The sequence below is a fragment of the Pseudomonas sp. GL_103 genome (assembly GCF_057835175.1).
The window spans coordinates 1,936,882-1,962,763 of record NZ_CM174420.1 but is presented as its reverse complement, the minus strand read 5'-3'; the positions used below and the strand labels follow the sequence as shown (position 1 = coordinate 1,962,763).

The following is a 25,882-nucleotide window of genomic DNA, read 5'->3' as shown; positions in this document are numbered from 1 at the left end:
TTTCCACGGGACACCCAGTTGAATCAGCACTTCTTCGGAGCAAATCAGAATGGCAAAACCTCCAAAAAAAACCGGTACATCCTCTTCCTCCGGAACACCTTCGCCAGGCACACGCCAATCGCCGCCGACCGCCCCCGCCGCAAACCAGCACGCCCATACCGGGCGCCGTCACCCGGCTGCGCACTTTGGAGAAACGTCATCCGATGCGCATGCATTGCAGGAAACTCCCAGCAATGCCGTTCGACTGCCTTCTATCGAAGTGAGCAACATGCATACCGAAGCCACGGATGTCGAAGCCGCTACGCTTATGATTACCTGGCCCGCCGATCAGCTCGACCAGTTGCGACCCATGGGGGATAACACCGGACTGTTCGAAAGCCCGGACGGAAGACTCTATGCCAACTTGGGAGCAGAAGGTCATTTCCAAGTGCGGCATACCGCCGATGATAGTTACCAGGTACCGTTGCCATTCTCTCCCGATTTACCGGGTCCGACTCTGGTAAAGATCGAAGGACAGCCGATTTGGCGAATCATCCCGCCCAACTGGTTGTTACAATCGGTTCCCGAGATGGGAGCGCGGACTGTCAATACCCCTCCAACGCCTCAATTGCCTACCTTCATTACGCCACATACCTCCCGCATGCTTACAGCTGCTGACAGTGCCGGTATTCGTTATGACAAGCTGAAAAAACGCTACGTGGATGTACCGGAAGGGACTGCCATGGTTTTCCGGCACCCCGATGGCGAGTATCAACTGACATCCGTCAGCGAATTACTGCCATCCGGCCCGTTCGTAGAGCAGATTCCCGGAACGATGCAATGGCGCCTGACGACTCGCCCCCTGAAACGACCTGCTACTTCGCAGTCAAGCGCCGAAGGCGAGCCTACCCCCAGCTCCAGCAAGCGCACACGCCCTGAAGAAAACCAGCACGCCTCTTCCGATGACAATTCGCGTGCCGAGAACCTGCTTGCCAATGAGTCCTAGACACTGGATTTGTCGGAACGACACACTCTTTTCAGCTTTAGGGAAAGTTGGTGACACCCAGCCCCGCATGCCATTTATCAAAAGAAAAAGAGCAAGTCAGTCAATAAGCTCAAAATGACCAACTCAAGAAAAGGGCACAACACCTGAACGAAAAAAAGCCCGCAGTGTGAGCGGGCGAAAGACCAAAGAAGCTATATGCGCAGTCGCTTCCTGGGTGCAGCTGCTGCCTGGGGGATCAGCTGCCGCGATAGGTGGAGTAGCTGTAAGGCGAAATCAACAATGGCACATGGTAGTGATCCTGCTCGGCGGAGATGCCAAAACGCAGCACCACCACATCCAGGAAGGCCGGCTCCGGCAGCTTGACGCCACGGGCGCGGTAGTAATCGCCGGCATGAAACTGAACCTGATAGACCCCGGTGCGGTAGTCATCGCCTTGCAGCAGCGGTGCATCGACACGGCCATCGCTGTTGGTTATCGCGCTGGCGACCAATTCCAGGTGCGATCCTTCAACGCGGTACAACTCGACCTTGATCGAGCTGCCCGGGCAACCGTGTGCTGCGTCCAAAACGTGTGTAGTCAAACGTCCCATTGATTCTGCGCGCCTGCCTGCGTGGAGCAGTCAGACTTCGCGCCTCCCGAAGTCAGTTGAAAAGGAGACCGCACCGATTCGGAGCACGAAAAGCTGCGGCGAGCGACTGATTAAGACACTTTTCAAAAAAATTGTACACAATAAAAACGACATTTTTCAGATTGCCCCCGCCACCTGCATATTTGCCGCCGATTTCCCGCCGAACCGCACAACCTATGAGCCCTTCAAGCAATAATTGACCAGTCAGGCAGATTTCTTGCAGGCTCACGCCAATAGCAGTAAAAGATGACAGTCGGTGAAAAATGCGAAAAATCAGGCTTACAAAGTGAATATAAAGTTGTATACAATCAGCCCATCGCTGTGACGCCAGCCTGCCATTCAATTTTCAGCTGCGTCACACCAACCGTCATCATCGAATAAGAAGGAAGCCTGCAGTGAGCGCTGACTACCCACGCGACCTGGTCGGTTACGGCAGTAACCCTCCTCACCCACACTGGCCGGGCAATGCCCGCATTGCCCTGTCGTTCGTACTCAATTACGAAGAAGGCGGCGAGCGCAACATCCTGCACGGCGACAAAGAGTCCGAGGCGTTCCTCTCGGAAATGGTTTCTGCCCAGCCGCTTCAAGGCGCGCGCAACATGAGCATGGAATCCCTTTACGAGTATGGCAGCCGTGCCGGCGTGTGGCGGATCCTGAAGCTGTTCAAGGAATTCGACATTCCCCTGACCATCTTCGCCGTGGCCATGGCCGCCCAGCGTCACCCGGACGTGATCCGCGCCATGGTCGATGCCGGCCACGAGATCTGCAGCCACGGCTATCGCTGGATCGACTACCAGTACATGGATGAAACCCAGGAACGCGAGCACATGCTCGAAGCGATCCGCATCCTCACCGAAATCACAGGCATTCGCCCGCTGGGCTGGTACACCGGCCGCACCGGCCCGAACACCCGTCGCCTGGTGATGGAAGAAGGTGGTTTCCTCTACGACTGCGACACCTACGACGACGACCTGCCCTACTGGGAACCGAACAATCCGACCGGCAAGCCGCACCTGGTGATCCCGTACACCCTGGACACCAACGACATGCGCTTCACCCAGGTCCAGGGTTTCAACAAGGGCGACGACTTCTTCGAATACCTGAAAGACGCGTTCGATGTGCTCTACGCCGAAGGCGCCGATGCACCGAAAATGCTGTCGATCGGCCTGCACTGCCGCCTGATCGGCCGTCCGGCGCGTCTGGCGTCGCTCAAGCGCTTTATCGAATACGCTAAAAGTCATGAACAGGTGTGGTTCAGCCGTCGCGTCGACATCGCGCGTCACTGGCAAGAAACCCACCCGTACACAGGGGCTGCCAAATGAGCACCTTTCAAACCGTCAAACCTTCGGCCCTGAGCCGCGACGCCTTCGTCGCCGCTTTCGCCGACATCTACGAACATTCGCCATGGGTGGCCGAGAAGGCCTACGACCTGGGCCAGGATGCCTCGATCGACCAGATCGAAACCCTGCACCAGCGCATGAGCGACATCCTGTTGAGTGCTGATCACCAAAGCCAGCTGGCTTTGATCAACGCTCACCCGGACCTGGCCGGCAAAGCCGCCGTCCAGGGCCAACTAACCGAAGCCAGCACCCATGAACAGGCTGGCGCCGGTATTCACCAATGCACGGCCGAAGAGTTCCAGCGCTTCACCGAGCTGAACGACGCCTACAAGGCCAAGTTCAAGTTTCCCTTCATCATGGCGGTAAAAGGCAGCAACCGGCATCAGATCCTCGCAGCGTTCGAAACGCGCATCCACAACCCGGTCGATACCGAGTTCAAGTGCGCGCTGGCGGAGATCAACAAGATCGCCCTGTTCCGATTACTGACCCTATAGCAAGCCTGGCCCATGTGAATTCATGAACGCCGAATTCACTCCGGGCCTTGCAAGCATCCCAAGCCACTTATTTAAAGGCAGACAAGAAGAATGAAAGCTTACGCCGTACCTTTCGAGAAGTTCGTCAACCTGGCCGATGCCCGCCTGGGCACCAAAATCATCTCGGTCACCGATGACTGGTTCGCAGACGCCAACCGTCTGTTCCAACCGACCCCGGCCGTATGGAAGGAGGGCGTGTTCGATGACAACGGCAAGTGGATGGACGGCTGGGAATCGCGCCGCAAGCGCTTCGAAGGCTTCGACAGCGCTGTGATCCGCCTGGGCGTACCGGGTTTGATCAAGGGCGTCGACATCGACACTTCATTCTTCACCGGCAACTTCCCGCCATCGGCATCCCTGGAAGCCTGCTTCCTGGCCGAAGGCGAGCCGAACGAAAACACCCAGTGGGTTGAAGTGCTGTCCGCCGTCGAGCTGCAAGGCAACAGCCACCACTACCACGAAATCAACAACGACCAGGCCTTCAGCCACCTGCGCTTCAACATCTACCCGGATGGTGGCGTGGCCCGTCTGCGCGTGTACGGCGTGCCGTTCCGTGACTGGTCGGCTACCGGCGACAACGAGCAAGTCGACCTGGCCGCAGCCCTCAACGGTGGCCGCGCCCTCGCCTGCTCCGATGAACACTTCGGTCGCATGAGCAACATCCTCAACCCGGGCCGCGGCATCAACATGGGCGATGGCTGGGAAACCGCGCGTCGTCGTACCCCGGGCAATGACTGGGTCATCGTCGCGCTGGGCCATGCCGGTGAAGTCGAGAAAGTCATCGTCGACACCCTGCACTTCAAGGGCAACTACCCGGACAGCTGCTCGATCCAGGGCGCCTTCGTGAAGGGCGGTACCGACAGCCAGATCGAAACCCAGTCGCTGTTCTGGCGCGAACTGCTGCCAAGCCAGAAGCTGGAAATGCACGCCGAACACACCTTCGCCGAGCAGATCAAGGCACTGGGCCCGATCACTCACATCCGCCTGAACGTGTTCCCGGATGGAGGTGTGAGCCGCCTGCGTGTACTGGGCAAGGTCGCTAAGTAATGCTGAGCCTGTAGGAGCTGCCGCAGGCTGCGATCTTTTGATCTTAAAAAGCAAAGTCAAAAGATCGCAGGCTTCGCCAGCTCCTACAGGGAATGCGGTAAACCGAACATACATTTGAAGAAAAGAAGAACAGCATGCGCACATTAACGATTGAACCGCTGACCAAAGAAGCCTTCGCCCCTTTCGGTGACGTGATCGAAACCGACGGCAGCGATCACTTCATGATCAACAACGGTTCGACCATGCGCTTCCATAAACTGGCTGTGGTCGAAACCGCTACGCCAGAGGACAACGCGATCATCAGCATCTTCCGCGCCGACGCGCAGGACATGCCGCTGACCGTGAGCATGCTGGAGCGCCATCCGCTGGGCAGCCAGGCTTTCATTCCGCTGCTCGGCAACCCCTTTCTGATCGTGGTCGCGCCACTTGGCGATGAACCTGTATCAGGCTTGGTCCGCGCCTTCGTCACCAACGGCAGGCAGGGCATTAATTACCATCGCGGCGTCTGGCACCACCCGGTGCTGACGATCGAAAAGCGGGATGACTTCCTGGTGGTTGATCGCAGTGGCACAGGCAATAACTGCGATGAGCATTTTTTCAAAGAGGATGAGCGTTTGATCCTCGCCCCCCACCAATAAGAGAAGGTCTGATCACTCGACAACAGAGTGACAGGCGAGAGGTAAAGACTGTGGAAGCACATCTGTTGGAATGGTTGAACCTGAGCGTGCGCTGGGTTCACATGATTACTGGCGTGGCCTGGATCGGTGCGTCGTTCTATTTCGTATGGCTGGAAAACAACCTCAACCGGGTCAACCCGAAAAGCGGTCTGGCTGGCGATTTGTGGGCAATCCACGGTGGCGGTATCTACCACCTGGAAAAATACAAACTGGCTCCACCGACCATGCCGGACAATCTGCACTGGTTCAAATGGGAAGCCTACTTCACCTGGATGTCGGGTATCGCGCTGCTGTGCGTGGTGTTCTACTCCAACCCGACCCTTTACCTGTTGGCCCCTGGCAGCAGCCTGAGCGGTCCCGAAGGCGTATTGCTGGGCCTCGGCTCGCTGTTCGTCGGTTGGTTCGTCTACTCCTTCCTGTGCGACTCGGCCCTGGGCAAACGCCCTGCCCTGCTCGGTTTCATCCTGTTCGTCCTGATCATCGGCGCGGCCTACGGCTTCAGCAAAGTGTTCAGCGGTCGGGGTGCGTACCTGCACGTCGGCGCGATCATCGGCACCATCATGGTCGGCAACGTGTTCCGCATCATCATGCCGGCACAGCGCGCTCTGGTAGCGGCGATTGCCGAGAACCGCACGCCGGACCCGGCGCTGCCGGCCAAAGGCCTGCTGCGTTCGCGCCACAACAACTACTTCACCTTGCCGGTGCTGTTCATCATGATCAGCAACCACTTCCCGAGCACCTACGGCAGCCAGTACAACTGGTTGATCCTGGCCGGGATCGCGGTACTGGCGGTGTTGGTGCGTCACTACTTCAACACCCGTCACGACAGCCACAAGTTTGCCTGGACCCTGCCGGTGGCAGCGGTGGGCATGATCTGCCTGGCTTATGTGACCGGTCCGAAGCCGATGTCCAGTGCCCCTGAAGTGGCCAACGCTCCAGCGAAAATCGAATACCAGCCGCTGCCGGAAACAGCAGTGGGCGGTGGTTTGAAACCGGCTGAAGCCAAACCTGCAGAAGCGCCTGCTGCCGCTGCGGCTCAGGCATCCAATGCCGGCCCGGGTTTCGACAAGGTGCACAGTGTGATTCAGGAACGTTGCGCGGTCTGCCACTCGGCCAAACCAACCAGCCCGTTGTTCAGCGCAGCCCCGGCCGGTGTGATGCTGGACACTCCAGAGCAAATCCGCCAGAACGCACCGCGGATTCAGGCGCAAGCCGTCACCAGCCAGATCATGCCACTGGGCAACATCACGCAGATGACCCAGCAGGAACGTGACCTGATCGGTGCCTGGATTGTGCAGGGAGCCCAGACAAACTAAGCAACAAAAAGCATCGCGGGCAAGCTCGCTCCCACAGGTTTTGCACTGTCTGTGTGGGGGCTGGCTTGCCTGCGATTGGCCGCAAAGCGGCCCACCTGATTCGAATACAGCTGCCAGCAGCATTGCAGCTGTAAATCACAAGAATAAAAAGATCCGAGGTGTTGCATGTCCGAGCTATCCGAAGCGCGCATCCCCGACGCACCCGCCATTCAGCGTTTGCCCCTCTTGCAACTGATCCTGGTCGGTTTGCAACATGTTCTGCTGATGTACGGTGGTGCCATCGCGGTACCGCTGATCATCGGACAGGCCGCTGGCCTGAGTCGTGAAGACATCGCCTTTCTGATCAACGCCGACCTGCTGGTGGCCGGCATCGCCACCATCGTCCAGTCCCTCGGCATCGGCCCCATGGGCATTCGCATGCCGGTGATGATGGGCGCCAGTTTCGCCGCCGTCGGCAGCATGGTCGCCATGGCCGGCATGCCCGGTATCGGCCTGCAAGGGATCTTCGGCGCGACCATCGCCGCCGGATTCTTCGGCATGCTCATCGCCCCGTTCATGTCCAAGGTCGTGCGCTTCTTCCCGCCACTGGTGACGGGTACGGTCATCACCTCGATCGGTTTGTCGCTGTTCCCCGTGGCCGTGAATTGGGCCGGTGGCGGTGCGAGTGCCGCTCAGTTCGGATCCCCCATTTATCTGGCCATCGCCGCACTGGTGCTGGGCACCATTCTGTTGGTGCATCGCTTCATGCGGGGTTTCTGGGTCAACATCTCTGTTCTGATCGGCATGTGCCTGGGCTACGTGCTCTGCGGCCTGATCGGCATGGTTGACCTGAGCGGCATGGATCAAGCGCCATGGCTGCAATTCGTCACCCCGCTGCATTTCGGCATGCCGAAATTCGAACTCGCGCCGATCCTCTCGATGTGCCTGGTGGTGGTGATCATTTTCGTCGAGTCCACCGGGATGTTTCTGGCGCTGGGCAAGATCACCGGCCAGGAAGTCTGCCCACGGATGCTGCGTCGCGGCTTGCTGTGCGATGCCGGCGCCTCGTTCTTCGCCGGTTTCTTCAACACCTTCACCCACTCCTCCTTCGCCCAGAACATCGGCCTGGTGCAGATGACCGGCGTGCGCTGCCGTTCGGTGACCATCGTTGCCGGCGGGTTGCTGATCGTCCTGAGCCTGCTGCCCAAAGCCGCGTTTTTGGTGGCGTCGATTCCTCCGGCAGTACTGGGCGGCGCAGCGATTGCGATGTTCGGCATGGTCGCCGCCACCGGGATCAAAATCCTGCAGGAAGCCGACATCGGTGACCGTCGCAACCAGTTGCTGGTGGCGGTGAGCATCGGCATGGGTCTGATCCCGGTCGTACGCCCGGAGTTTTTCGCCCACCTGCCCGTGTGGATGAGCCCGATCACCCACAGCGGCATCGCCATGGCCACCCTCAGCGCGCTGACGCTGAACCTGCTGTTCAACATCCTTGGTGGCGCCGAACGCGCGGCCATCAACGACTGCCACGCTCACACCCATTGATCTGACGGACAACCAAGGGGGCCTGCCTGTGGCCAGCCCCCTGGCCACAACCTGCGCCTCAAAAATAAAAACAAGAGGGAGCAACAGATGATTCGGACACAAACCAACGTGTTGTTGAGTGCTGGCCTGCTGGCCGCGAGTCAAGCCATGGCCGGCGATCTACTGCTGTGGCAGACCAACAGCCTGAGCTACCTGTACGGCAAGAACTTCGCGATCAACCCGGCGATCCAGCAGACGATAACCTTCGAACACGCCGACCGCTGGAAGTACGGCGACAACTTCCTGTTCATCGACAGCACCTACTACAACGGCGAGAAAGACCGAAACAAAGGCGTTCACGCCTATTACGGCGAGTTCAGCCCGCGCCTCTCCTTCGGCAAGATCCTCGACCGCCGTTTCGAATTCGGCCCGATCAAGGACGTGCTGCTGGCCACGACCTACGAGAACGGCGAAGACGACACCGAGGCCTACCTGATCGGTCCCGGTTTCGACCTCGCGGTACCGGGCTTCAACTTTTTCACCTTGAACTTCTATTACCGCCAGACCGAAGTCTCGCGCCCTGGCGATGATGTCTGGCAAATCAGCCCGGCCTGGTCCTACACCCTGCCACTGGGCAACTCGAACCTGTTGATCGACGGCTACATCGACTGGGTGGTGGATAACGACCAGAACGCCCGCGGCACCTATCACGCCAACCTGCACTTCAACCCGCAGATCAAATACGACCTGGGCAAAGCCCTGGGCTGGCGCGAGAAACAGGTATATGTCGGCACCGAATACAGCTACTGGAAAGACAAATACGGCGTCCAGGACAGCTCCCGTTTCAACACCAATGAAAACACCGCCAGCCTGCTGGTAAAGGTGCACTTCTAATGCTGCTCCGCAACCGTGCCCCACACCTGTCGTCGGTGCGCCGTTGCGGAGCACTTGAGACCTGGCCGAGGAGTCAGTATTCTCCGCGGCCGCCCGAATCCGGTTTAAAAAAAAGCCCGGATGTAAAACCTGACCAGAAAGCCAACTTATCCCGGCTCTGGCAGGCACCAAGGCACTCAAAAACCCCTCTCAATCGACCGCTCTTGAGCCGCCGAACGGGAGTTTTTTTGCTTTCTGAAAGCCTTGGCCCAGCTATTGCTAACAGCATTAAAGCTGACCGAATGGATGATTTTTTACCGCTACAGAAAGGCGCCACACCAGAGCGCCGACCTTAAAAAAATAACGTGGAACCACCTACTTTTTGGGAGCAACCGAATGAAACGTACGTGCACTAGCCTGATGCTGGCGGGATCGATGCTGGCCGGGGGCCAGGCCATGGCCGGCGATTTGCTGCAGTGGCAGAACAACAGCCTGACCTACCTCTATGGCAAGGACTTCCAGGTCAACCCGCGCATCCAGCAGACGGTGACCTTCGAACACGCCGATGGCTGGAAGTACGGCGACAACTTCTTCTTCATCGACAAAATCTTCTACAACGGCAAGGAAGACCACTTCGCGGGCGAGAACACCCACTACGGCGAACTCAGCCCACGCCTGTCTTTCAACAAGATCTTCGACCAGAAGTTCGAGTTCGGCCCGATCAAGGACGTGCTGCTGGCCATGACCTACGAGTTCGGTGAAGACGATACCGAGTCCTACCTGATCGGCCCTGGTTTCGACCTGGCCATCCCGGGCTTCGATTACTTCCAGCTGAACTTCTACAACCGCCACACCGAAGGCGACCGCCCGGGCGACAACATCTGGCAGGTCACGCCGGTCTGGTCCTACACCATTCCGGTGGGTGACTCGGACGTGCTGATCGACGGTTTCATGGACTGGGTGGTCGACAACGACGTCAACAGCAAAGGCGAGTACCACGCCAACCTGCACTTCAACCCGCAGGTCAAATACGACCTGGGCAAGGCGTTGAATCTGGGTGCCAAGCAGCTGTACGTGGGTGTCGAGTATGACTACTGGAAAAACAAGTACGGTATCGAAGACAGCCAGGGCTTCAAGACCGATCAGAGCGTGACCAGCTTCCTGGTCAAGGTTCACTTCTGATCATGTAGGAGCGAGCTTGCTCGCGATGGACTAGAGAGCGCCACGGGGTGTCAGGCTCCCAGCGTCATCGTTAACGTCCATCGCGAGCTTGCTCGCTCCTACATCAACCCCAGAAACCGGCACAACTCCCCGCGCTTGGCCAATGCATCCCGTCGCCCCAGTTCGATCAACTCGCTGCAATACCCCGCCTCGAACAACAGATAGCTCAGCACCCCCGCCCCGCTGGTCTTGGTCGCACCCGGCCCGCGCAGAAACAGGCGCAACGCCGCCGGCAATTCCTGGCGATGGCGCGCAGCAATCTCATCGATCGGCTGGCTCGGTGAAATCACCAATACGTCCACCGGCGCCACGCCCAAAGCGCGAGTGGGTGTACCGTCGGGCATCAGGTGACTGAACTGGTTCAGGCGCTGCAACAGCTCGATGTCGCTTTCCAGGCTGTCAATGAACGTACTGTTGAGCATGTGCCCACCGATCTGCGCCAGGGTCGGCTGCTGTCCGGTGTAGCTGCGCAACAAGGGTTGTTGCGGATCGACCCCGCGCGGGTTGCCGCTGACGCCCACCACCAACACCCGACTGGCGCCCAGATGCAGCGCCGGACTGATCGGTGCCGACTGACGCACCGCGCCATCACCGAAATACTCTTCGTCGATTTTCACCGGAGCGAACAGCAGCGGAATGGCCGAACTGGCGAGCAGGTGTTCAACGGACAAGCGAGTGGGAACGCCGATGCGTCGATGGCGCAACCAGGCATCGATCTTGCCGCCGCCCTCATAGAAGGTGACTGCCTGGCCGGACTCATAGCCGAACGCGGTGACCGCTACCGCATGCAATTGCTTCTGTGCGATCGCTTCGGCGATGCCGCCCATATGCAGCTTGTCGTTGAGCAGATCCCGCAACGGCGAACTGTTGAGCAGCGCCACCGGAACCTGGGCACCGATGCCGAGCAAACTGTGGCTGACAAAGCGGCTGGCCTGGCGGATCACCCCGGGCCAGTCGCTGCGCAATACCAGATGACTGCGAAAGCCTTGCCAGAAGGCCGTCAGGCGTTCGATGGCGTTACGAAAGTCCATTGCCCCGCTGGCGAGGCTGACGGCGTTGATCGCGCCCGCCGAGGTGCCGACGATCACCGGAAACGGATTGCGGGCCCCCGGCGGCAGCAATTCGGCAATCGCCGCCAGCACCCCGACCTGATAGGCCGCCCGAGCCCCGCCACCGGAAAGAATCAACCCTGTTACCGGTTCAACTGGACTCATCGCAACACTCCATGGTGCTTGGGAAAACGGTTACTCAACCGCGCTTGGCGTACAACTTCGCCTCGCCCGGTGGACGACTCTTGAAGCGGCGGTGGGCCCACAGGTATTGCTCGGGATGCTCGCGCAAAACGCTTTCGATCCATTGGTTGATGCGCAGGCAGTCCTCTTCTTCGGTTTCGCCGGGGAAGCCTTCGAGCGGCGCATGGATCACCAGGCGATAACCGCTGCCATCCGCCAGACGCTCCTGGGTGAACGGCACCACCAGCGCCTTGCCCAGCCGCGCAAACTTGCTCGTGGCGGTAACGGTCGCGGCCTGAATGCCGAACAGCGGCACGAAGATGCTTTGCTTGGCACCGTAGTCCTGATCCGGTGCATACCAGATCGCGCGGCCCGAGCGCAGCAATTTGAGCATGCCGCGCACGTCTTCGCGTTCCACCGCCAGCGAATCGAGGTTGTGCCGCTCGCGCCCCTGACGCTGGATGTAGTCGAACAGCGGATTCTTGTGTTCGCGGTACATGCCGTCGATGGTGTGCTGCTGACCGAGCAACGCCGCGCCGATTTCCAGCGTCGTGAAGTGCAGGGCCATCAGGATCACGCCCTTGCCTTCGCGCTGGGCCTGCTGCAAATGCTCCAGCCCTTCGATATGAGCGAGATTCGCCAGGCGCTTGCGCGACCACCACCAGCTCATCGCCATCTCAAAGAAAGCGATGCCGGTGGAGGCGAAGTTTTCCTTGAGCAGGCGTTTGCGTTCGGCGGCGGTCTTTTCAGGAAAACACAGTTCCAGATTGCGCTTGGCAATACGCCGTCTGTCGCCGGCCACGCGATACATAAATGAGCCCAGTACACGACCGATCCACAGCAGTGCCGGATATGGCAACTGGACGATCAGCCACAACAGCCCCAGGCCACACCACAGCGGCCAGAAACGTGGAGATAGAAATGCTTTTCGAAAACGCGGGCGGTCCATTAATGCTTCCGGAATGACAATGGCCGCGCATTCTACATCGTTCGACCCGGCTTGCGGCCCGCGGGCGTTCTCGTTATAAGTCTCGGCACTTTTAGTGACAAGTCGTTGTATGCCGACCATGAGCCAAACCGAACCGCTAGACCAAGATCCCGTGTTCCAGTTGAAGGGCAGCATGCTGGCCATTACGGTGCTGGAACTGGCCCGTAACGACCTCGAAAGCCTTGATCGGCAACTGGCCGCCAAGGTCGCCCAGGCGCCCAACTTCTTCAGCAACGCGCCGCTGGTACTGGCACTGGACAAACTCCCGGCCAATGAAGGCGCGGTCGATCTGCCAGGGCTGATGCGCGTCTGCCGCCAGCATGGCCTGCGTACCCTGGCGATCCGCGCCAGCCGCATCGAAGACATTGCCGCCGCCATCGCGGTCGACCTGCCGGTGCTGCCACCGTCCGGCGCCCGGGAGCGTCCACTGGACCTGACCGAAGGCGAACCGAAGAAAAAACCGGAAAAACCGCCCGAGCCGACCATCAAGCCGACGAAAATCATCACCTCGCCGGTACGCGGTGGCCAGCAGATTTATGCCCAGGGCTGCGATCTGGTGGTGATCTCCTCGGTCAGCCCGGGGGCGGAACTTCTCGCCGATGGCAACATCCATGTATACGGCCCGATGCGTGGTCGCGTGTTGGCCGGCGTCAAGGGCGACACCAAGGCGCGGATTTTCTGTCAGCAAATGAGTGCTGAACTGATTTCCATCGCCGGGCACTACAAGGTTTCCGAAGATCTGCGCCGCGACCCTCTATGGGGTTCGGGTGTGCAGGTCAGCCTGTCCGGCGACGTGTTGAACATCATTCGGCTTTAACGGATACTGCCGCATTTTCCAAGCATCTCTAAAACGTAGCGAAAACGGCTCAAACGAAGTAGGAAAAAGGCCGAAAGCAGTGTTTACCGGGGGTAAACGCCGCTCAAAACCGGATTCCAGCCAAGGCTGTCCGACTGCAGTAGTTTTTCAGGAGATGTTTTTCAGGGACTGAAAAGTCCTTCTTCCTTAGGGGTGAAACACCTTGGCCAAGATTCTCGTGGTTACATCCGGCAAGGGTGGTGTGGGTAAGACCACCACCAGCGCCGCTATCGGTACCGGCCTCGCTCTGCGCGGCCACAAAACAGTGATCGTCGACTTCGACGTGGGCTTGCGTAACCTCGACCTGATCATGGGTTGCGAGCGCCGCGTGGTGTATGACTTCGTCAACGTGGTCAACGGCGAAGCCAACCTGCAACAGGCCCTGATCAAAGACAAGCGCCTGGAAAACCTCTACGTGCTGGCCGCCAGCCAGACCCGCGACAAAGACGCGCTGACTGTCGAAGGCGTGGAAAAAGTCCTGATGCAACTCAAGGAAGACTTTGAGTTCGTGGTCTGCGACTCCCCGGCGGGCATCGAGAAAGGCGCCCACCTGGCCATGTACTTCGCCGATGAAGCGATCGTCGTGACCAACCCGGAAGTCTCCTCGGTACGTGACTCCGACCGCATGCTCGGCCTGCTGGCCAGCAAGTCCCGTCGTGCCGAACGTGGCGAAGACCCGATCAAGGAACACCTGCTGATTACCCGTTATCACCCGGAACGTGTGAGCAAAGGCGAAATGCTCGGCGTAGAAGACGTCAAGGAAATCCTTTCGGTGACCCTGCTCGGCGTGATCCCTGAATCCCAGGCGGTGCTCAAGGCATCCAACCAGGGTGTTCCGGTGATTCTCGACGACCAGAGCGATGCCGGCCAGGCCTACAGCGATACCGTTGACCGCCTGCTGGGCAAGACCGTGGATCATCGATTCCTTGATGTACAGAAGAAGGGATTCTTCGAGCGCCTGTTTGGAGGCAACTAAGCAATGAACCTTTTTGACTTCTTTCGTGCCAACAAAAAGCAAAGCACCGCGTCGGTAGCGAAAGAGCGTCTACAGATCATCGTGGCGCACGAACGCGGCCAACGCAGTACCCCGGACTACCTGCCAGCCTTGCAGAAGGAACTGGTCGAGGTGATCCGCAAGTACGTCAATATCGGGTCTGATGACGTGCATGTCGCACTGGAAAGCCAGGGCAGCTGCTCGATTCTGGAACTCAATATCACCCTGCCTGATCGCTGAGTCGATCCGCCAGGAGCCACGGCGGCTCAGGCCTTCCAGGCTTTTGTAGGAGCTGCCGCAGGCTGCGATCTTCTGATTTTGCTCTTGAAGTAAAGTCAAAAGATCGCAGCCTGCGGCAGCTCCTACCGGTCTGAAGGGTCTGAGCCGCCGTTGGCGTTTGTTACGAGGCTGTTTTAATGCCGTTGTCCAACATCCACATCATCCATCAGGATGCCGCCGTACTGGTGGTGAACAAGCCGACCCTGTTGCTCTCTGTCCCTGGCCGGGCCGATGACAACAAGGACTGCCTGATTACCCGCCTGCAGGAAAACGGCTACCCGGAAGCGCGAATCGTCCACCGGCTGGACTGGGAGACGTCCGGCATCATCCTGCTGGCCCGCGACCCAGATACCCATCGCGAGCTGTCCCGGCAATTTCACGACCGTGAAACCGAAAAGGCCTACACCGCCCTGTGCTGGGGTCAGCCGGAACTGGACAGCGGCAGCATCGACCTGCCGTTGCGCTACGACCCACCGACCAAGCCGCGCCACGTGGTCGACCATGAATTCGGCAAACATGCGCTGACCTTCTGGCGCGTGCTCGAACGTTGCGGCGACTGGTGCCGCGTCGAGCTGACACCGATCACCGGCCGTTCCCACCAGTTGCGCGTGCACATGCTCTCGATTGGCCATCCGTTGCTGGGTGACGGACTCTATGCCCATGAACAGGCTTTGGCGGCCTGGCCGCGATTGTGCCTGCACGCGAGCATGCTCAGCTTCACCCACCCGCAAAGTGGCGAGCGCCTGCGCTTCGAGTGTCCTGCGCCGTTTTAAGACGTACGTCAATCCTGTGGGAGCGAGCTTGCTCGCGATGAGGCCGGCACATCCAACATTGATGCTGGCTGACACTCCGCCATCGCGAGCAAGCTCGCTCCCACAGGGTTTTGCACACCATTCAGTGCGACGCCATTTACCAAGCCAATACGTTAAACTGGCGCCACTGCTGTCTGGAGCTACTTTATGCGCGAAGAGTTGAACCAAGGCCTGATCGATTTCCTCAAGGCCTCCCCTACCCCGTTCCATGCCACCGCCAGCCTTGTTCAGCGTCTGGAAGCGGCGGGTTATCAACGCCTCGACGAGCGCGAGCCGTGGAATACCGAAGCCAACGGTCGCTACTACGTCACCCGCAACGACTCTTCGATTGTCGCGATCAAGATGGGCCGTCATTCACCGCTGCACGGCGGCATTCGCCTGGTCGGCGCCCACACCGACAGCCCGTGCCTGCGCGTCAAGCCGCAACCGGAACTGCAACGCCAGGGCTTCTGGCAACTGGGTGTCGAAGTCTATGGCGGCGCGCTGCTGGCGCCGTGGTTCGACCGTGACCTGTCCCTGGCGGGGCGCGTAACCTTCCGTCGTGATGGTAAGGTCGAGAGCCAGTTGATCGACTTCAAGGCACCGGTCGCGATCATTCCGAACCTGGCGATTCACCTCAACCGTGAAGCCAACATGGGTTGGGCAATCAACGCCCAGACCGAACTGCCGCCGATCCTCGCGCAATTTGCCGGTGACGAACGCGTGGACTTCCGCGCAGTGCTCACCGATCAACTGGCCCGCGAACACGGTCTGAATGCCGATGTGGTGCTCGATTACGAGTTGAGTTTCTACGACACCCAAAGCGCGGCGGTCATTGGCCTGCATGGCGACTTCATCGCCGGCGCGCGCCTGGACAACCTGCTGTCGTGCTACGCCGGCCTGCAAGCGCTGCTGACGGCCGACACCGACGAAACCTGCGTGCTGGTCTGCAACGACCACGAAGAAGTCGGTTCCTGCTCGGCCTGTGGTGCCGACGGCCCGATGCTTGAGCAAACCTTGCGTCGCCTGCTGCCTGAAGGTGATGAATTCGTACGCACCATTCAGAAATCCCTGCTGGTTTCGGCTGACAACGCCCACGGCGTGCATCCGAACTACGCCGACAAGCACGACGTCAACCACGGCCCGAAACTCAACGCCGGCCCGGTGATCAAGGTCAACAGCAACCAGCGCTACGCCACCAACAGCGAAACCGCCGGGTTCTTCCGTCACCTGTGCATGGCTGAAGAAGTGCCGGTACAAAGCTTCGTGGTGCGCAGTGACATGGGCTGTGGTTCGACCATCGGCCCGATCACCGCCAGCCACCTGGGCGTGCGCACCGTGGACATCGGCCTGCCGACGTTCGCCATGCACTCGATCCGCGAACTGTGCGGCAGCCATGACCTGGCGCATCTGGTCAAGGTGCTGAGCGCGTTCTACGCCTGCCGCGAGTTGCCGTAACGCCGGTAGGAGCTGCCGCAGGCTGCGATCTTTTGATCCTGATTTTGACGCCAGGTTAATCGCCGAAGATCAGATCAAAAGATCGCAGCCTTCGGCAGCTCCTACACACATCACACCGGCCGCATCAAAAGCGGCCTAGACTTCAAGTATCACTTCGACAAGGCTGTCTCCATGATTTCGATGTCTACCTTCCACGCCATGCTGATTCCGATTCTTGCCGGAATGCTCCTGCTGGCCGTCGGCTTCAACTTTCGCGATAAAAATGCCGGTGTGTTTGCCATGTGGATCGGCATGCTGACCATTCTCGCGACCGTAGTGTTCAAGATCCTCGCCAAACTCAACGAATAATTCATCGCCCTTGGCTCGCATTGGTTTTGACGGGCTCGTACACTCGGTCGATCCGCTCCCTGCGAGGTTGACCGCCTAGTGTTCGCTCGTCTTTTTGCCCTCCCGTGTATTGTCCTCGTCTGCTTGATGACGTTGCTGTCAGTGGCGCCTGCCCAGGCGGCCGGCCTGCCAGGCCTGCTCAACAACCAGGCCAAGGCGCAGCCCGAAGCACAGGAACCGCTGGGGCAATCCCTGGACGAAGTGATCAAGTCACTGGAGAACGACCAGCAACGCAGCAAGCTGCTGGCCGACTTGAAAAAGCTCCGCGACACCACCAAACAGGCCCAGCCGATTACCGAAGAAGGCGTACTGGGCCTGATTGGCGGAACCCTGGCCAATTTCGAGAAGAAGTTTACCGGCGACGACAGTCCCCTCACGCGCTGGTCCAGTGAGTTCGATCAGGCCAGGGAAGAACTGGTGGCGCTGGCGCTGCCGGCCAATGAATGGCTGCCCATGCTGTTCGCCTTCGCCATGATCCTGATGGTCTGGAGCCTGCTGGCCGCCGGCCTGATCTGGATCAGCCACCGCGTACGGATGCGTTTCGGCCTGACCGAAGAACTGCCGCAGCATCCCAGGGCGCTGGACATGTTGCGCTTCGCGCTGCGCAAACTCGGGCCATGGCTGATCGCCCTGGTGATCACGGTCTACATGAGCTACGCCCTGCCCTCGTCCCTGGGCAAGAGCCTGGCGATGGTGCTGGCCTATGCACTGGTGGTCGGCACCTGCTTCTCGGCAATCTGCGTGATTGCCTTTTCCCTGCTCGACGGCCCACACCGCCACCGCGCCTTGTACATCCTGCGGCACCAGGCGTTTCGGCCACTGTGGCTGATCGGCAGCTTCGCCGCGTTTGGTGAAGCGCTGAGCGATCCGCAACTGGTCAACAGCCTCGGCAGCCATCTGGCCCACACCGCCGCGACGGTTGCCAATGTCCTGGCCGCGCTCTCCACGGGGCGCTTCATCCTGCGCTTCCGCCGGCCGATCGCCCACCTGATCCGCAACCAGCCGCTGTCCCGACGCCTGACCCGCCGCGCGCTCAACGACACCCTGTCGATTCTCGGCACCTTCTGGTACGTGCCGGCGCTGGTGCTGGTGGCCATCTCCCTGTTCGCGACGTTCATTTCCGCCGGCGACACCAGCACCGCCCTGCGCCAGTCGCTGATCTGTACCGTGTTGCTGGTGCTGTGCATGGTCATCAACGGCCTGGTACGCCGCCATGGCCTCAAACCCCAACGCGGTATCCGGCGCTACGCCGTGTATTCGGAACGGCTGAAAAACTTTTTCTACACCATCGTCCACCTGTTGGTGTGGCTGGCTTTCATCGAACTCGGCCTGCGGGTCTGGGGCATGTCGTTGATCCGTTTTACCGAAGGCGACGGCCACGAAGTCAGTGTCAAACTGTTCAGCCTCGCCGGCACGCTGCTGTTCGCCTGGTTGATCTGGATTCTCAGCGATACCGCGGTGCATCACGCCCTGACCCGCTCGCGCAAAGGCCTGGCCAACGCCCGCGCGCAGACGATGATGCCGCTGATCCGCAACGTGCTGTTCATAGCGATTTTTATCGTCGCGCTGATTGTCGCCCTGGCGAACATGGGCATGAACGTCACGCCACTGCTGGCCGGTGCCGGCGTGATCGGCCTGGCCATCGGTTTTGGTGCGCAGTCGCTGGTAGCCGACCTGATTACCGGGTTGTTCATCATCATCGAAGACTCCCTGGCCATCGACGACTACGTGGATGTCGGCGGCCACCTCGGCACAGTCGAAGGCCTGACCATCCGCACCGTGCGCCTGCGGGACATTGACGGCATCGTCCACACCATTCCGTTCAGTGAAATCAAAAGCATCAAGAACTACTCCCGGGAATTCGGCTACGCGATCTTCCGGGTAGCAGTGCCCGCCAGCATGGACATCGACAACGCAATCAAACTGATGCGCGAAGTCGCCCAGAAAATGCGCACCGATCCGTTACAGCGGCGCAATATCTGGTCGCCGCTGGAGTTTCAGGGGGTGGAAAGTTTCGAGTCGGGCAACGCCATCCTTCGCGCCCGGTTCAAGACCGCGCCAATCAAGCAGTGGGAGGTGTCGCGAGCGTTCAACCTGTCACTCAAGCGGCACATGGATGAAGCCGGACTGGATCTGGCGACACCGCGGATGAGTATTCAGGTGATTACTGCAGGTGGCGGCCAGCAGGAGTAGGAGCTGCCGCAGGCTGCGATCTTTTGATTTTGGCCTTTAAAGGATCGCAGCCTGCGGCAGCTCCTACAAAAGCAGCGTCAGACAACATCCACCCCGACATGAATCGCATCATGTCGCCAGAACTCCAGGTCGCAGTCGATCAGGCGTTCATGCTGGTCATAGTTGACCCGGGCAATCCGCAGGCCCGGGCTGCCCACCGACACCTTCAACGCCGCCGCCGCATCCACCGACAACGCCGTGGGCACAATCTCGAAGCGCACCCGCCCGTAGTGCAGGTCGTAATGCCGCGCATACAACTCGGTGATCGACTGATTCAAATCGAAATCGAGTATCCCGGGAAAGTATTGCGGGTTCAGATAGTGCTCCACATACAGCACCAGTCGCCCGTCGATCCGCCGTGAGCGGCAGATCTGAATCACGCTCGACAGCGCTGGCAATTGCAGCCAGGCACACACCGCCGCCGATGCCGGCTGCAATCGCGCCGAAATCACCTCGGTGGACGGCACCCGCCCCTGGGCGCTGACCATCGCGTGAAAGTGGCTGCGCTGCATGAGGTTGTAGGCCAGGCGTGGCGGCGAGACGAACCAGCCGCGACGCTCCTCGCGATAAATCTGCCCCTGTGACTCCAACTGCAACAACGCTTCACGCAAAGTGATCCGCGTGGTGCCGAACAATTCACTGAGCTTGCGCTCGGCCGGTAATTTGCTGCCGGGGGTCAACAGTCCGTGGTCGATCTGCTCCTGAAGCACTTGGCCGATGGCTGTTACCGCTTTTGTTGCCTCTTCACGCATCAACGTTTCCTTTCTGGACTAGACCAGCACCAACTCAGGGCAGAACCGCAGCGCAAACCGGCTCATTCAATAGTCTGTAAGCGTAGGCAGCGCAGATGACCGAGATGTGACAAAGCTGCCCAACGGTCGCCATTCTCTGGCCTCAACAACCTGCAATTCATCGGCCAAGTCCCTTGCCTTCCGGGGCCTTGACCATGGTCTACGCTTAGCAGGCCAGTCGCGATACCGCTGAACAAAAAGTCATTCCGGGCGACGAACGACATCAAAGTGTCATCCAGCCCCCTTAAATTGGCTCAGGTATTGCTGACCTAGACCAACACAACCGCAATCGCAGCGTTGAACACGACCCAAGGAGCTTTGGAATGAAACAGTTTTTCCTGGCATCACTGTTAGGCTCGACCATTGCAATGTGCACCGCCGCCATGGCGGCGGACACCGATCTGAAAACCCTGGAAGCCGCTGCGAAAGCGGAAGGCGCCGTCAACAGCGTCGGCATGCCCAATGACTGGGCCAACTGGGCCGGCACCTGGAAAGACCTGAGCGACAAGTACGGCCTCAAGCACATCGACACCGACATGAGCTCGGCCCAGGAAATCGCCAAGTTCGCCGCGGAAAAAGACAACGCCAGCGCCGACATCGGCGACGTCGGTGCCGCGTTCGGCCCGATCGCGGTCAAGCAAGGCGTGGTCCAGCCCTACAAGCCTTCGACCTGGGATCAGGTTCCAGCCTGGGCCAAGGACAAGGACGGCAACTGGGCACTGGCCTACACCGGCACCATCGCTTTCATCGTCAACAAGAAGTTGCTGCACGGTTCCGACGCCCCAACCAAGTGGGCTGACCTCAAGGGCGGTAAATACAAGGTCTCCATCGGCGACGTGAGCACCGCAGCCCAGGCCGCCAACGGCGTACTGGCCGCAGCACTGGCCAACGGTGGCGACGAGAAAAACCTCAAGCCTGCCCTGGATCTGTTCGCCGACATCGCCAAGCAAGGTCGCCTGTCGATGTCCAACCCGACGATTGCCACCATGGAGAAAGGCGAAATCGAAGTCGGCGTGGTCTGGGACTTCAACGGCCTGAGCTACAAGGCCAAGATGGCCAACCCGGATGACTACGTGGTGCTGATCCCGTCCGACGGCTCGGTGATCTCCGGCTACACCACCATCATCAACAAGTACGCGAAAAACCCGAATGCCGCCAAGCTGACCCGCGAATACATCTTCAGCGACGCCGGCCAGATCAACCTGGCCAAGGGCAACGCCCGTCCGATCCGTGCCGAACACCTGACCCTGCCAGCCGAGGTGCAGGCCAAACTGCTGCCTAACGAGCAGTACAAAAAGGTCACGCCGATCAAGGACGCGGACGCCTGGGAAAAGACCTCCAAGGCCCTTCCTCAGAAGTGGCAGGAAGAAGTCATCATCAATATGCAGTAACCGGGTAGATCCCCATTTCGGGATCTGATGGAGATCCAAATGTGGGAGCGGGCTTGCTCGCGAAAGCGGTGTGTCAGTCGACATCAATGCTGGATGTCGATCCGCATTCGCGAGCAAGCCCGCTCCCACAGGGGGACTGAGTTGAACCCGGCTTTTCCTGATTACTGTTTCACGGAGTCATCGCCCCTATGAAGCACAACGTCATCCTTGTCGTGCTCGACGGCCTCAACTACGAGGTCGCCCGCCACGCCATGGGGCACCTGCAGGCGTACGTCGGCGCCGGACGTGCCGCACTCTACAAACTGGAGTGCGAGTTGCCAGCCCTGTCCCGCCCGCTGTACGAATGCATCCTGACCGGCGTTGCGCCCATCGACAGCGGGATTGTCCACAACAACGTCTCGCGCCTGTCCAACCAGCGCAGCATCTATCACTACGCCACCGACGCAGGTCTTGTCACCGCGGCGGCGGCCTATCACTGGGTCAGCGAACTGTATAACCGTTCGCCCTTCGTGGCGGCCCGGGACCGTCACACCGATGACCCGCAACTGCCGATCCAGCACGGGCATTTCTACTGGAACGATCACTACCCGGACTCGCACCTGTTCGCCGACGCCGAACACCTGCGCCTGCACCATGCGCCGAACTTTTTGCTGATCCACCCGATGAACATCGACGACGCCGGGCACAAGCACGGCCTCGACACGCCGCAGTACCGCAACAGCGCCCGCTCGGCCGACATCATCCTGGCCGACTACCTGCAAGGCTGGCTCGATGCCGGTTACCAGGTGCTGGTCACCGCCGACCACGGCATGAACAACGACCGCTCCCACAATGGCCTGCTGCCGGAAGAACGTGAAGTGCCGCTGTTCGTTCTCGGTGACGCGTTCAGCTTCGACGCCGGTGCCGCGCCGAAACAGACCGAGATCTGCGGCACCGTCTGCCAGCTGCTCGGCGTGCCCCACGACAAACCGGTCTGCCGGGAGCTGTTGAAGTGAATGCCATGACCCGCAGTAAATGGCTGGCAGCCTTATGCCTGGTCCCGTTCACGCTGTTCTTCATCGTGTTCGAGATCGCACCGCTGACCTGGGTGATGATCAACAGCCTGCAATCGGAAGAATTCGGCTGGGGCCTGGCCAACTTCAGCAAAATCTTCAGCTCGAAGTTTTACCTGCAGGCCATCCAGTACAGCCTTGAGATCAGCTTCTGGTCCAGTGTGTTCGGGATCGTCATCGCAATACTGGGCGCCTACTCCCTGCGCCGGGTCGATTCGAAACTGCGCAACTTCGTCAACGCCTTCGCCAACATGACCAGCAACTTCGCCGGTGTGCCCCTGGCCTTCGCGTTCATCATTTTGCTCGGCTTCAACGGCAGCTTCACCATCATGCTCAAGCAGGCCGGAATCATTCAGGATTTCAACCTGTACTCGAAAACCGGGCTGATCATTCTCTACACCTACTTCCAGATTCCCCTCGGCGTACTGTTGCTGTACCCGGCCTTCGATGCCTTGCGCGAAGACTGGCGTGAGTCCGCTGCGCTACTCGGCGCCGACGGTTGGCAGTACTGGCGACACATCGGCTTGCCGGTGTTGACGCCGGCACTGCTGGGCACCTTCGTGATCCTGCTGGCCAACGCCCTCGGTGCCTACGCTACGGTGTATGCCTTGACCACCGGCAACTTCAACGTGCTGCCGATCCGCATCGCGGCGATGGTGTCCGGTGACATTTCCCTGGACCCGAACCTGGCCAGCGCCCTGGCCGTGGTGCTGGTGGCCTTGATGACCCTGGTGACCATCGTGCATCAGTTGCTGTTGAAGAGGAGCTACCATGTCTCGCGCTGAACTGGGGCCCACCGGTGTCTACCACCGCGTCGTGGTGTACTTGCTGTTTGCCATCCTGCTGTTGCCGCTGGCCGGCACGCTGATCTACTCGATCGCCAGCAGTTGGTCGGCGACCATCCTGCCCAGCGGTTTCACCCTCAAGTGGTACATCCAGCTGTGGAGCGATCCGCGCTTCCTGCATGCGTTCGGGCAATCGCTGCTGGTATGCGTCGGCTCGCTGATTCTTTCGGTCGTGCTGATTCTGCCGCTGCTGTTCGTAGTGCATTACCACTTCCCGAAACTCGACGCGCTGATGAACATCCTGATCCTGCTGCCCTTCGCCGTGCCACCGGTGGTGTCGTCGGTGGGGCTGTTGCAGCTCTACGGTTCCGGACCGTTCGCCATGGTCGGGACGCCCTGGATCCTGATCGGTTGCTACTTCACCGTGGCGCTGCCTTTCATGTACCGGGCGATCACCAACAACCTGCAAGCGATCAACCTGCGCGACCTGATGGACGCCGCCCAGTTGCTCGGTGCGAGCACCTTTCAAGCCGCATTCCTGGTGGTGCTGCCGAACCTGCGCAAGGGCCTGATGGTAGCGTTGCTGCTATCGTTCTCGTTCCTGTTCGGTGAGTTCGTGTTCGCCAACATCCTGGTCGGTACCCGCTACGAAACCCTGCAGGTCTATCTCAACAACATGCGCAACAGCAGCGGTCATTTCACCAGTGCGCTGGTGATTTCCTACTTCTTCTTTGTGCTGGTTCTGACCTGGATTGCCAATATCTTGAACAGGGACAAAAGCGAATGAGCTATGTCAGCGTCCAACATCTTCAGAAAAGCTTCGCGGGCACCACGGTGTTCAGCGACATCAATTGCGAAATCCAGAAAGGTGAGTTCGTCACCCTGCTCGGCCCGTCCGGTTGCGGCAAATCCACGTTGCTGCGCTGCATCGCCGGCCTGACCTCGGTGGATGGCGGCCAGATCCTGCTCGATGGCGCTGATATCGTGCCGGTGAGCCCGCAGAAACGCGGGATCGGCATGGTGTTCCAGAGCTATGCGCTGTTCCCCAACATGACCGTGGAGCAAAACGTCGCCTTCGGCCTGCGCATGCAAAAGGTCAATGCCGACGACAGCCGCAAACGCGTCGCCGAAGTGCTCAAACTGGTGGAGCTCAATGACTTTGCCGCGCGTTACCCGCATCAGCTCTCGGGGGGCCAGTGCCAACGCGTCGCCCTCGCCCGCTCCCTGGTGACCCGGCCACGCCTGTTGCTGCTCGACGAACCGCTATCGGCCCTGGACGCGCGGATTCGCAAGCATCTGCGTGAACAGATTCGTCAGATCCAGCGCGAACTGGGCCTGACCACGATTTTCGTCACACACGATCAGGAAGAAGCCCTGACCATGTCTGACCGGATTTTCCTGATGAATCAGGGAAAAATCGTACAAAGCGGCGACGCCGAAACCCTCTACACCGCACCGGTGGACGTGTTCGCCGCCGGTTTCATCGGCAACTACAACTTGCTGGATGCCGACAGCGCTTCGAAGCTGTTGCAGCGACCGATCAGCAAGCGCATCGCCATTCGCCCGGAAGCCATCGAACTGAGCCTCAATGGCGAACTGGACGCACAGATACGCAGCCACAGTCTGCTGGGCAACGTGATTCGCTACCGGGTCGAAGCCCGGGGTGTGGAATTGGTGGTGGATGTGCTGAACCGCTCGGCGGCCGACCTGCATCCCGATGGTCAGCGCCTGGCGCTTTCCATCGATCCGACGGCCCTGTGTGAGGTAGCCTGATGACTTTGCTGACGCTGAAGAGAGAACCGCACTGATGGCCCTGGCAATTTTTGATCTGGACGAAACCCTGATCCACGGCGACTGCGCCTCACTGTGGAGCGAGCAAATGGTCCGCCTCGGCTGGGTCGATGGCGAATCGTTCCTGCGTCGCGACAAGGAATTGATGGATGCCTACGGCAGGGGCCATCTGGCCATGGAGGACTACATGGCCTTCAGCCTGGAACCGTTGATTGGTCGTACGCCTGAAGAAGTCGCGCACCTGGTTGGTCCGTGGGTGGAAGACTACATCGAACCGATCATTTTCAGCGATGCCACCAAAGCCATCGCGGCGCACCGCAAGGCCGGCGAGCGGATTTTGGTGATCTCCGCTTCGGGCACCCATCTGGTCGGCCCCATCGCCGAGCGTCTGGGCATCGACGAGATTCTCGGCATCGAACTGGAAGTGACTCATGGCGTTTACACCGGCCATACCGTCGGCACCCTGACTTATCGCGAAGGCAAGATCACCCGCTTGCTGGAATGGCTGGATGCGGAAGAGGAAAACCTTGAAGGCGCGAGTTTCTATTCCGACTCGCGCAACGACCTGCCGCTGTTGCTGAAGGTGGATTTCCCCCACGTGGTCAACCCGGATCCGGTGCTGCGCGAGCAGGCTGAAAAGGCTGGCTGGCCGATCCACGACTGGAAATAACACAAGCCCCCTGTGGGAGCGGGCTTGCTCGCGAAAGCGGTGTGTCATACAACGATGTATTG

27 protein-coding genes are annotated in these 25,882 nt (G+C 59.7%); 22 read left to right on the top strand and 5 right to left on the bottom strand.

Annotated features, from left to right (window positions below; all coding sequences use genetic code 11):
• Positions 1-49: 49 nt before the first annotated feature.
• On the top strand, positions 50-985 hold the full coding sequence (locus tag AC3IP0_RS08955) for a hypothetical protein (RefSeq protein ID WP_489318963.1): 936 nt from the start codon (positions 50-52) through the stop codon (positions 983-985).
• A gap of 235 nt (positions 986-1,220) precedes the next feature.
• Here AC3IP0_RS08955 and uraH read toward each other — a convergent pair whose 3' ends face one another.
• Both uraH and AC3IP0_RS08945 read right to left on the bottom strand, forming a co-directional pair.
• Positions 1,221-1,574 (bottom strand): hydroxyisourate hydrolase, encoded by a 354-nt coding sequence (uraH, locus tag AC3IP0_RS08950; RefSeq protein ID WP_007974925.1) that lies wholly within the window; start codon positions 1,572-1,574, stop codon positions 1,221-1,223.
• 52 nt (positions 1,575-1,626) lie between these two features.
• On the bottom strand, positions 1,627-1,842 hold the full coding sequence (locus AC3IP0_RS08945; protein WP_489318962.1) for a hypothetical protein: 216 nt from the start codon (positions 1,840-1,842) through the stop codon (positions 1,627-1,629).
• A gap of 166 nt (positions 1,843-2,008) precedes the next feature.
• Here AC3IP0_RS08945 and puuE point away from each other — a divergent pair, with 166 nt between their 5' ends.
• From puuE to AC3IP0_RS08905, 8 genes are all read left to right on the top strand, one after another.
• Positions 2,009-2,935, top strand: coding sequence for an allantoinase PuuE (gene puuE, locus AC3IP0_RS08940; RefSeq protein WP_489327188.1), 927 nt, complete (start codon positions 2,009-2,011; stop codon positions 2,933-2,935).
• Entirely contained in the window at positions 2,932-3,447 is a 516-nt protein-coding gene (uraD, locus tag AC3IP0_RS08935; protein WP_489327187.1) for a 2-oxo-4-hydroxy-4-carboxy-5-ureidoimidazoline decarboxylase, read from the top strand. Before puuE ends, uraD begins: the two co-directional genes overlap by 4 nt.
• A gap of 90 nt (positions 3,448-3,537) precedes the next feature.
• Entirely contained in the window at positions 3,538-4,533 is a 996-nt protein-coding gene (alc, locus tag AC3IP0_RS08930) for an allantoicase (RefSeq protein WP_489327186.1), read from the top strand.
• A 134-nt stretch (positions 4,534-4,667) separates the two neighbouring features.
• Positions 4,668-5,171, top strand: a complete 504-nt coding sequence (locus tag AC3IP0_RS08925) for an ureidoglycolate lyase (RefSeq protein WP_085723223.1) — start codon at positions 4,668-4,670, stop codon at positions 5,169-5,171.
• 50 nt (positions 5,172-5,221) lie between these two features.
• Entirely contained in the window at positions 5,222-6,526 is a 1,305-nt protein-coding gene (locus AC3IP0_RS08920; RefSeq protein WP_489327184.1) for a urate hydroxylase PuuD, read from the top strand.
• Positions 6,527-6,691: 165 nt separating this feature from the next.
• On the top strand, positions 6,692-8,050 hold the full coding sequence (locus tag AC3IP0_RS08915) for a nucleobase:cation symporter-2 family protein (protein ID WP_489327182.1): 1,359 nt from the start codon (positions 6,692-6,694) through the stop codon (positions 8,048-8,050).
• Positions 8,051-8,137: 87 nt separating this feature from the next.
• A complete protein-coding gene (locus tag AC3IP0_RS08910; RefSeq protein ID WP_489327181.1) occupies positions 8,138-8,923 on the top strand; it encodes an outer membrane protein OmpK in 786 nt (261 codons plus the stop codon).
• 375 nt (positions 8,924-9,298) lie between these two features.
• Entirely contained in the window at positions 9,299-10,084 is a 786-nt protein-coding gene (locus AC3IP0_RS08905) for an outer membrane protein OmpK (RefSeq protein ID WP_489327180.1), read from the top strand.
• A 98-nt stretch (positions 10,085-10,182) separates the two neighbouring features.
• Here AC3IP0_RS08905 and AC3IP0_RS08900 read toward each other — a convergent pair whose 3' ends face one another.
• Positions 10,183-11,337 carry a patatin-like phospholipase family protein gene (locus AC3IP0_RS08900; protein WP_489327178.1) on the bottom strand — a complete coding sequence of 385 codons (1,155 nt, stop codon included), beginning with the start codon at positions 11,335-11,337 and terminating at the stop codon, positions 10,183-10,185.
• 34 nt (positions 11,338-11,371) lie between these two features.
• The gene (locus AC3IP0_RS08895) at positions 11,372-12,304 is read right to left on the bottom strand and encodes a lipid A biosynthesis lauroyl acyltransferase (protein WP_489318955.1); all 933 of its coding nucleotides are present in this window, start codon (positions 12,302-12,304) and stop codon (positions 11,372-11,374) included.
• 118 nt (positions 12,305-12,422) lie between these two features.
• Between AC3IP0_RS08895 and minC the strand changes: the two genes are divergently transcribed.
• From minC to AC3IP0_RS08860, 7 genes are all read left to right on the top strand, one after another.
• Complete coding sequence (gene minC / locus AC3IP0_RS08890) at positions 12,423-13,160, top strand: septum site-determining protein MinC (RefSeq protein WP_046037759.1); 738 nt, start codon at positions 12,423-12,425, stop codon at positions 13,158-13,160.
• 202 nt (positions 13,161-13,362) lie between these two features.
• Positions 13,363-14,175: a septum site-determining protein MinD gene (gene minD, locus AC3IP0_RS08885; RefSeq protein ID WP_007974946.1), complete on the top strand. Its 813-nt coding sequence runs from the start codon at positions 13,363-13,365 to the stop codon at positions 14,173-14,175.
• Between the two features lie 3 nt (positions 14,176-14,178).
• Positions 14,179-14,433: a cell division topological specificity factor MinE gene (minE, locus tag AC3IP0_RS08880; RefSeq protein ID WP_007974947.1), complete on the top strand. Its 255-nt coding sequence runs from the start codon at positions 14,179-14,181 to the stop codon at positions 14,431-14,433.
• Positions 14,434-14,609: 176 nt separating this feature from the next.
• Positions 14,610-15,245 carry an RluA family pseudouridine synthase gene (locus tag AC3IP0_RS08875; RefSeq protein ID WP_046037585.1) on the top strand — a complete coding sequence of 212 codons (636 nt, stop codon included), beginning with the start codon at positions 14,610-14,612 and terminating at the stop codon, positions 15,243-15,245.
• A 186-nt stretch (positions 15,246-15,431) separates the two neighbouring features.
• Positions 15,432-16,721, top strand: coding sequence for a M18 family aminopeptidase (locus AC3IP0_RS08870; protein ID WP_489327177.1), 1,290 nt, complete (start codon positions 15,432-15,434; stop codon positions 16,719-16,721).
• A 171-nt stretch (positions 16,722-16,892) separates the two neighbouring features.
• Entirely contained in the window at positions 16,893-17,069 is a 177-nt protein-coding gene (locus AC3IP0_RS08865; protein ID WP_489318952.1) for a hypothetical protein, read from the top strand.
• A gap of 126 nt (positions 17,070-17,195) precedes the next feature.
• Positions 17,196-19,301, top strand: coding sequence for a mechanosensitive ion channel family protein (locus tag AC3IP0_RS08860; protein ID WP_489318951.1), 2,106 nt, complete (start codon positions 17,196-17,198; stop codon positions 19,299-19,301).
• A gap of 77 nt (positions 19,302-19,378) precedes the next feature.
• Here AC3IP0_RS08860 and AC3IP0_RS08855 read toward each other — a convergent pair whose 3' ends face one another.
• On the bottom strand, positions 19,379-20,092 hold the full coding sequence (locus AC3IP0_RS08855; RefSeq protein ID WP_150724580.1) for a UTRA domain-containing protein: 714 nt from the start codon (positions 20,090-20,092) through the stop codon (positions 19,379-19,381).
• A gap of 362 nt (positions 20,093-20,454) precedes the next feature.
• Here AC3IP0_RS08855 and AC3IP0_RS08850 point away from each other — a divergent pair, with 362 nt between their 5' ends.
• From AC3IP0_RS08850 to AC3IP0_RS08825, 6 genes are all read left to right on the top strand, one after another.
• Positions 20,455-21,522: an ABC transporter substrate-binding protein gene (locus tag AC3IP0_RS08850; protein ID WP_489318950.1), complete on the top strand. Its 1,068-nt coding sequence runs from the start codon at positions 20,455-20,457 to the stop codon at positions 21,520-21,522.
• Positions 21,523-21,710: 188 nt separating this feature from the next.
• Positions 21,711-22,517, top strand: coding sequence for an alkaline phosphatase family protein (locus tag AC3IP0_RS08845; protein WP_489318949.1), 807 nt, complete (start codon positions 21,711-21,713; stop codon positions 22,515-22,517).
• Positions 22,518-22,522: 5 nt separating this feature from the next.
• Positions 22,523-23,359 carry an ABC transporter permease gene (locus AC3IP0_RS08840; RefSeq protein ID WP_489318948.1) on the top strand — a complete coding sequence of 279 codons (837 nt, stop codon included), beginning with the start codon at positions 22,523-22,525 and terminating at the stop codon, positions 23,357-23,359.
• Positions 23,346-24,146, top strand: coding sequence for an ABC transporter permease (locus AC3IP0_RS08835; protein WP_489318947.1), 801 nt, complete (start codon positions 23,346-23,348; stop codon positions 24,144-24,146). The genes AC3IP0_RS08840 and AC3IP0_RS08835 overlap by 14 nt, the downstream gene beginning before the upstream one ends.
• Positions 24,143-25,132 carry an ABC transporter ATP-binding protein gene (locus tag AC3IP0_RS08830; RefSeq protein ID WP_489318946.1) on the top strand — a complete coding sequence of 330 codons (990 nt, stop codon included), beginning with the start codon at positions 24,143-24,145 and terminating at the stop codon, positions 25,130-25,132. Before AC3IP0_RS08835 ends, AC3IP0_RS08830 begins: the two co-directional genes overlap by 4 nt.
• Positions 25,133-25,166: 34 nt before the next feature.
• Entirely contained in the window at positions 25,167-25,820 is a 654-nt protein-coding gene (locus tag AC3IP0_RS08825) for an HAD family hydrolase (protein WP_489318945.1), read from the top strand.
• Positions 25,821-25,882: the final 62 nt, after the last annotated feature.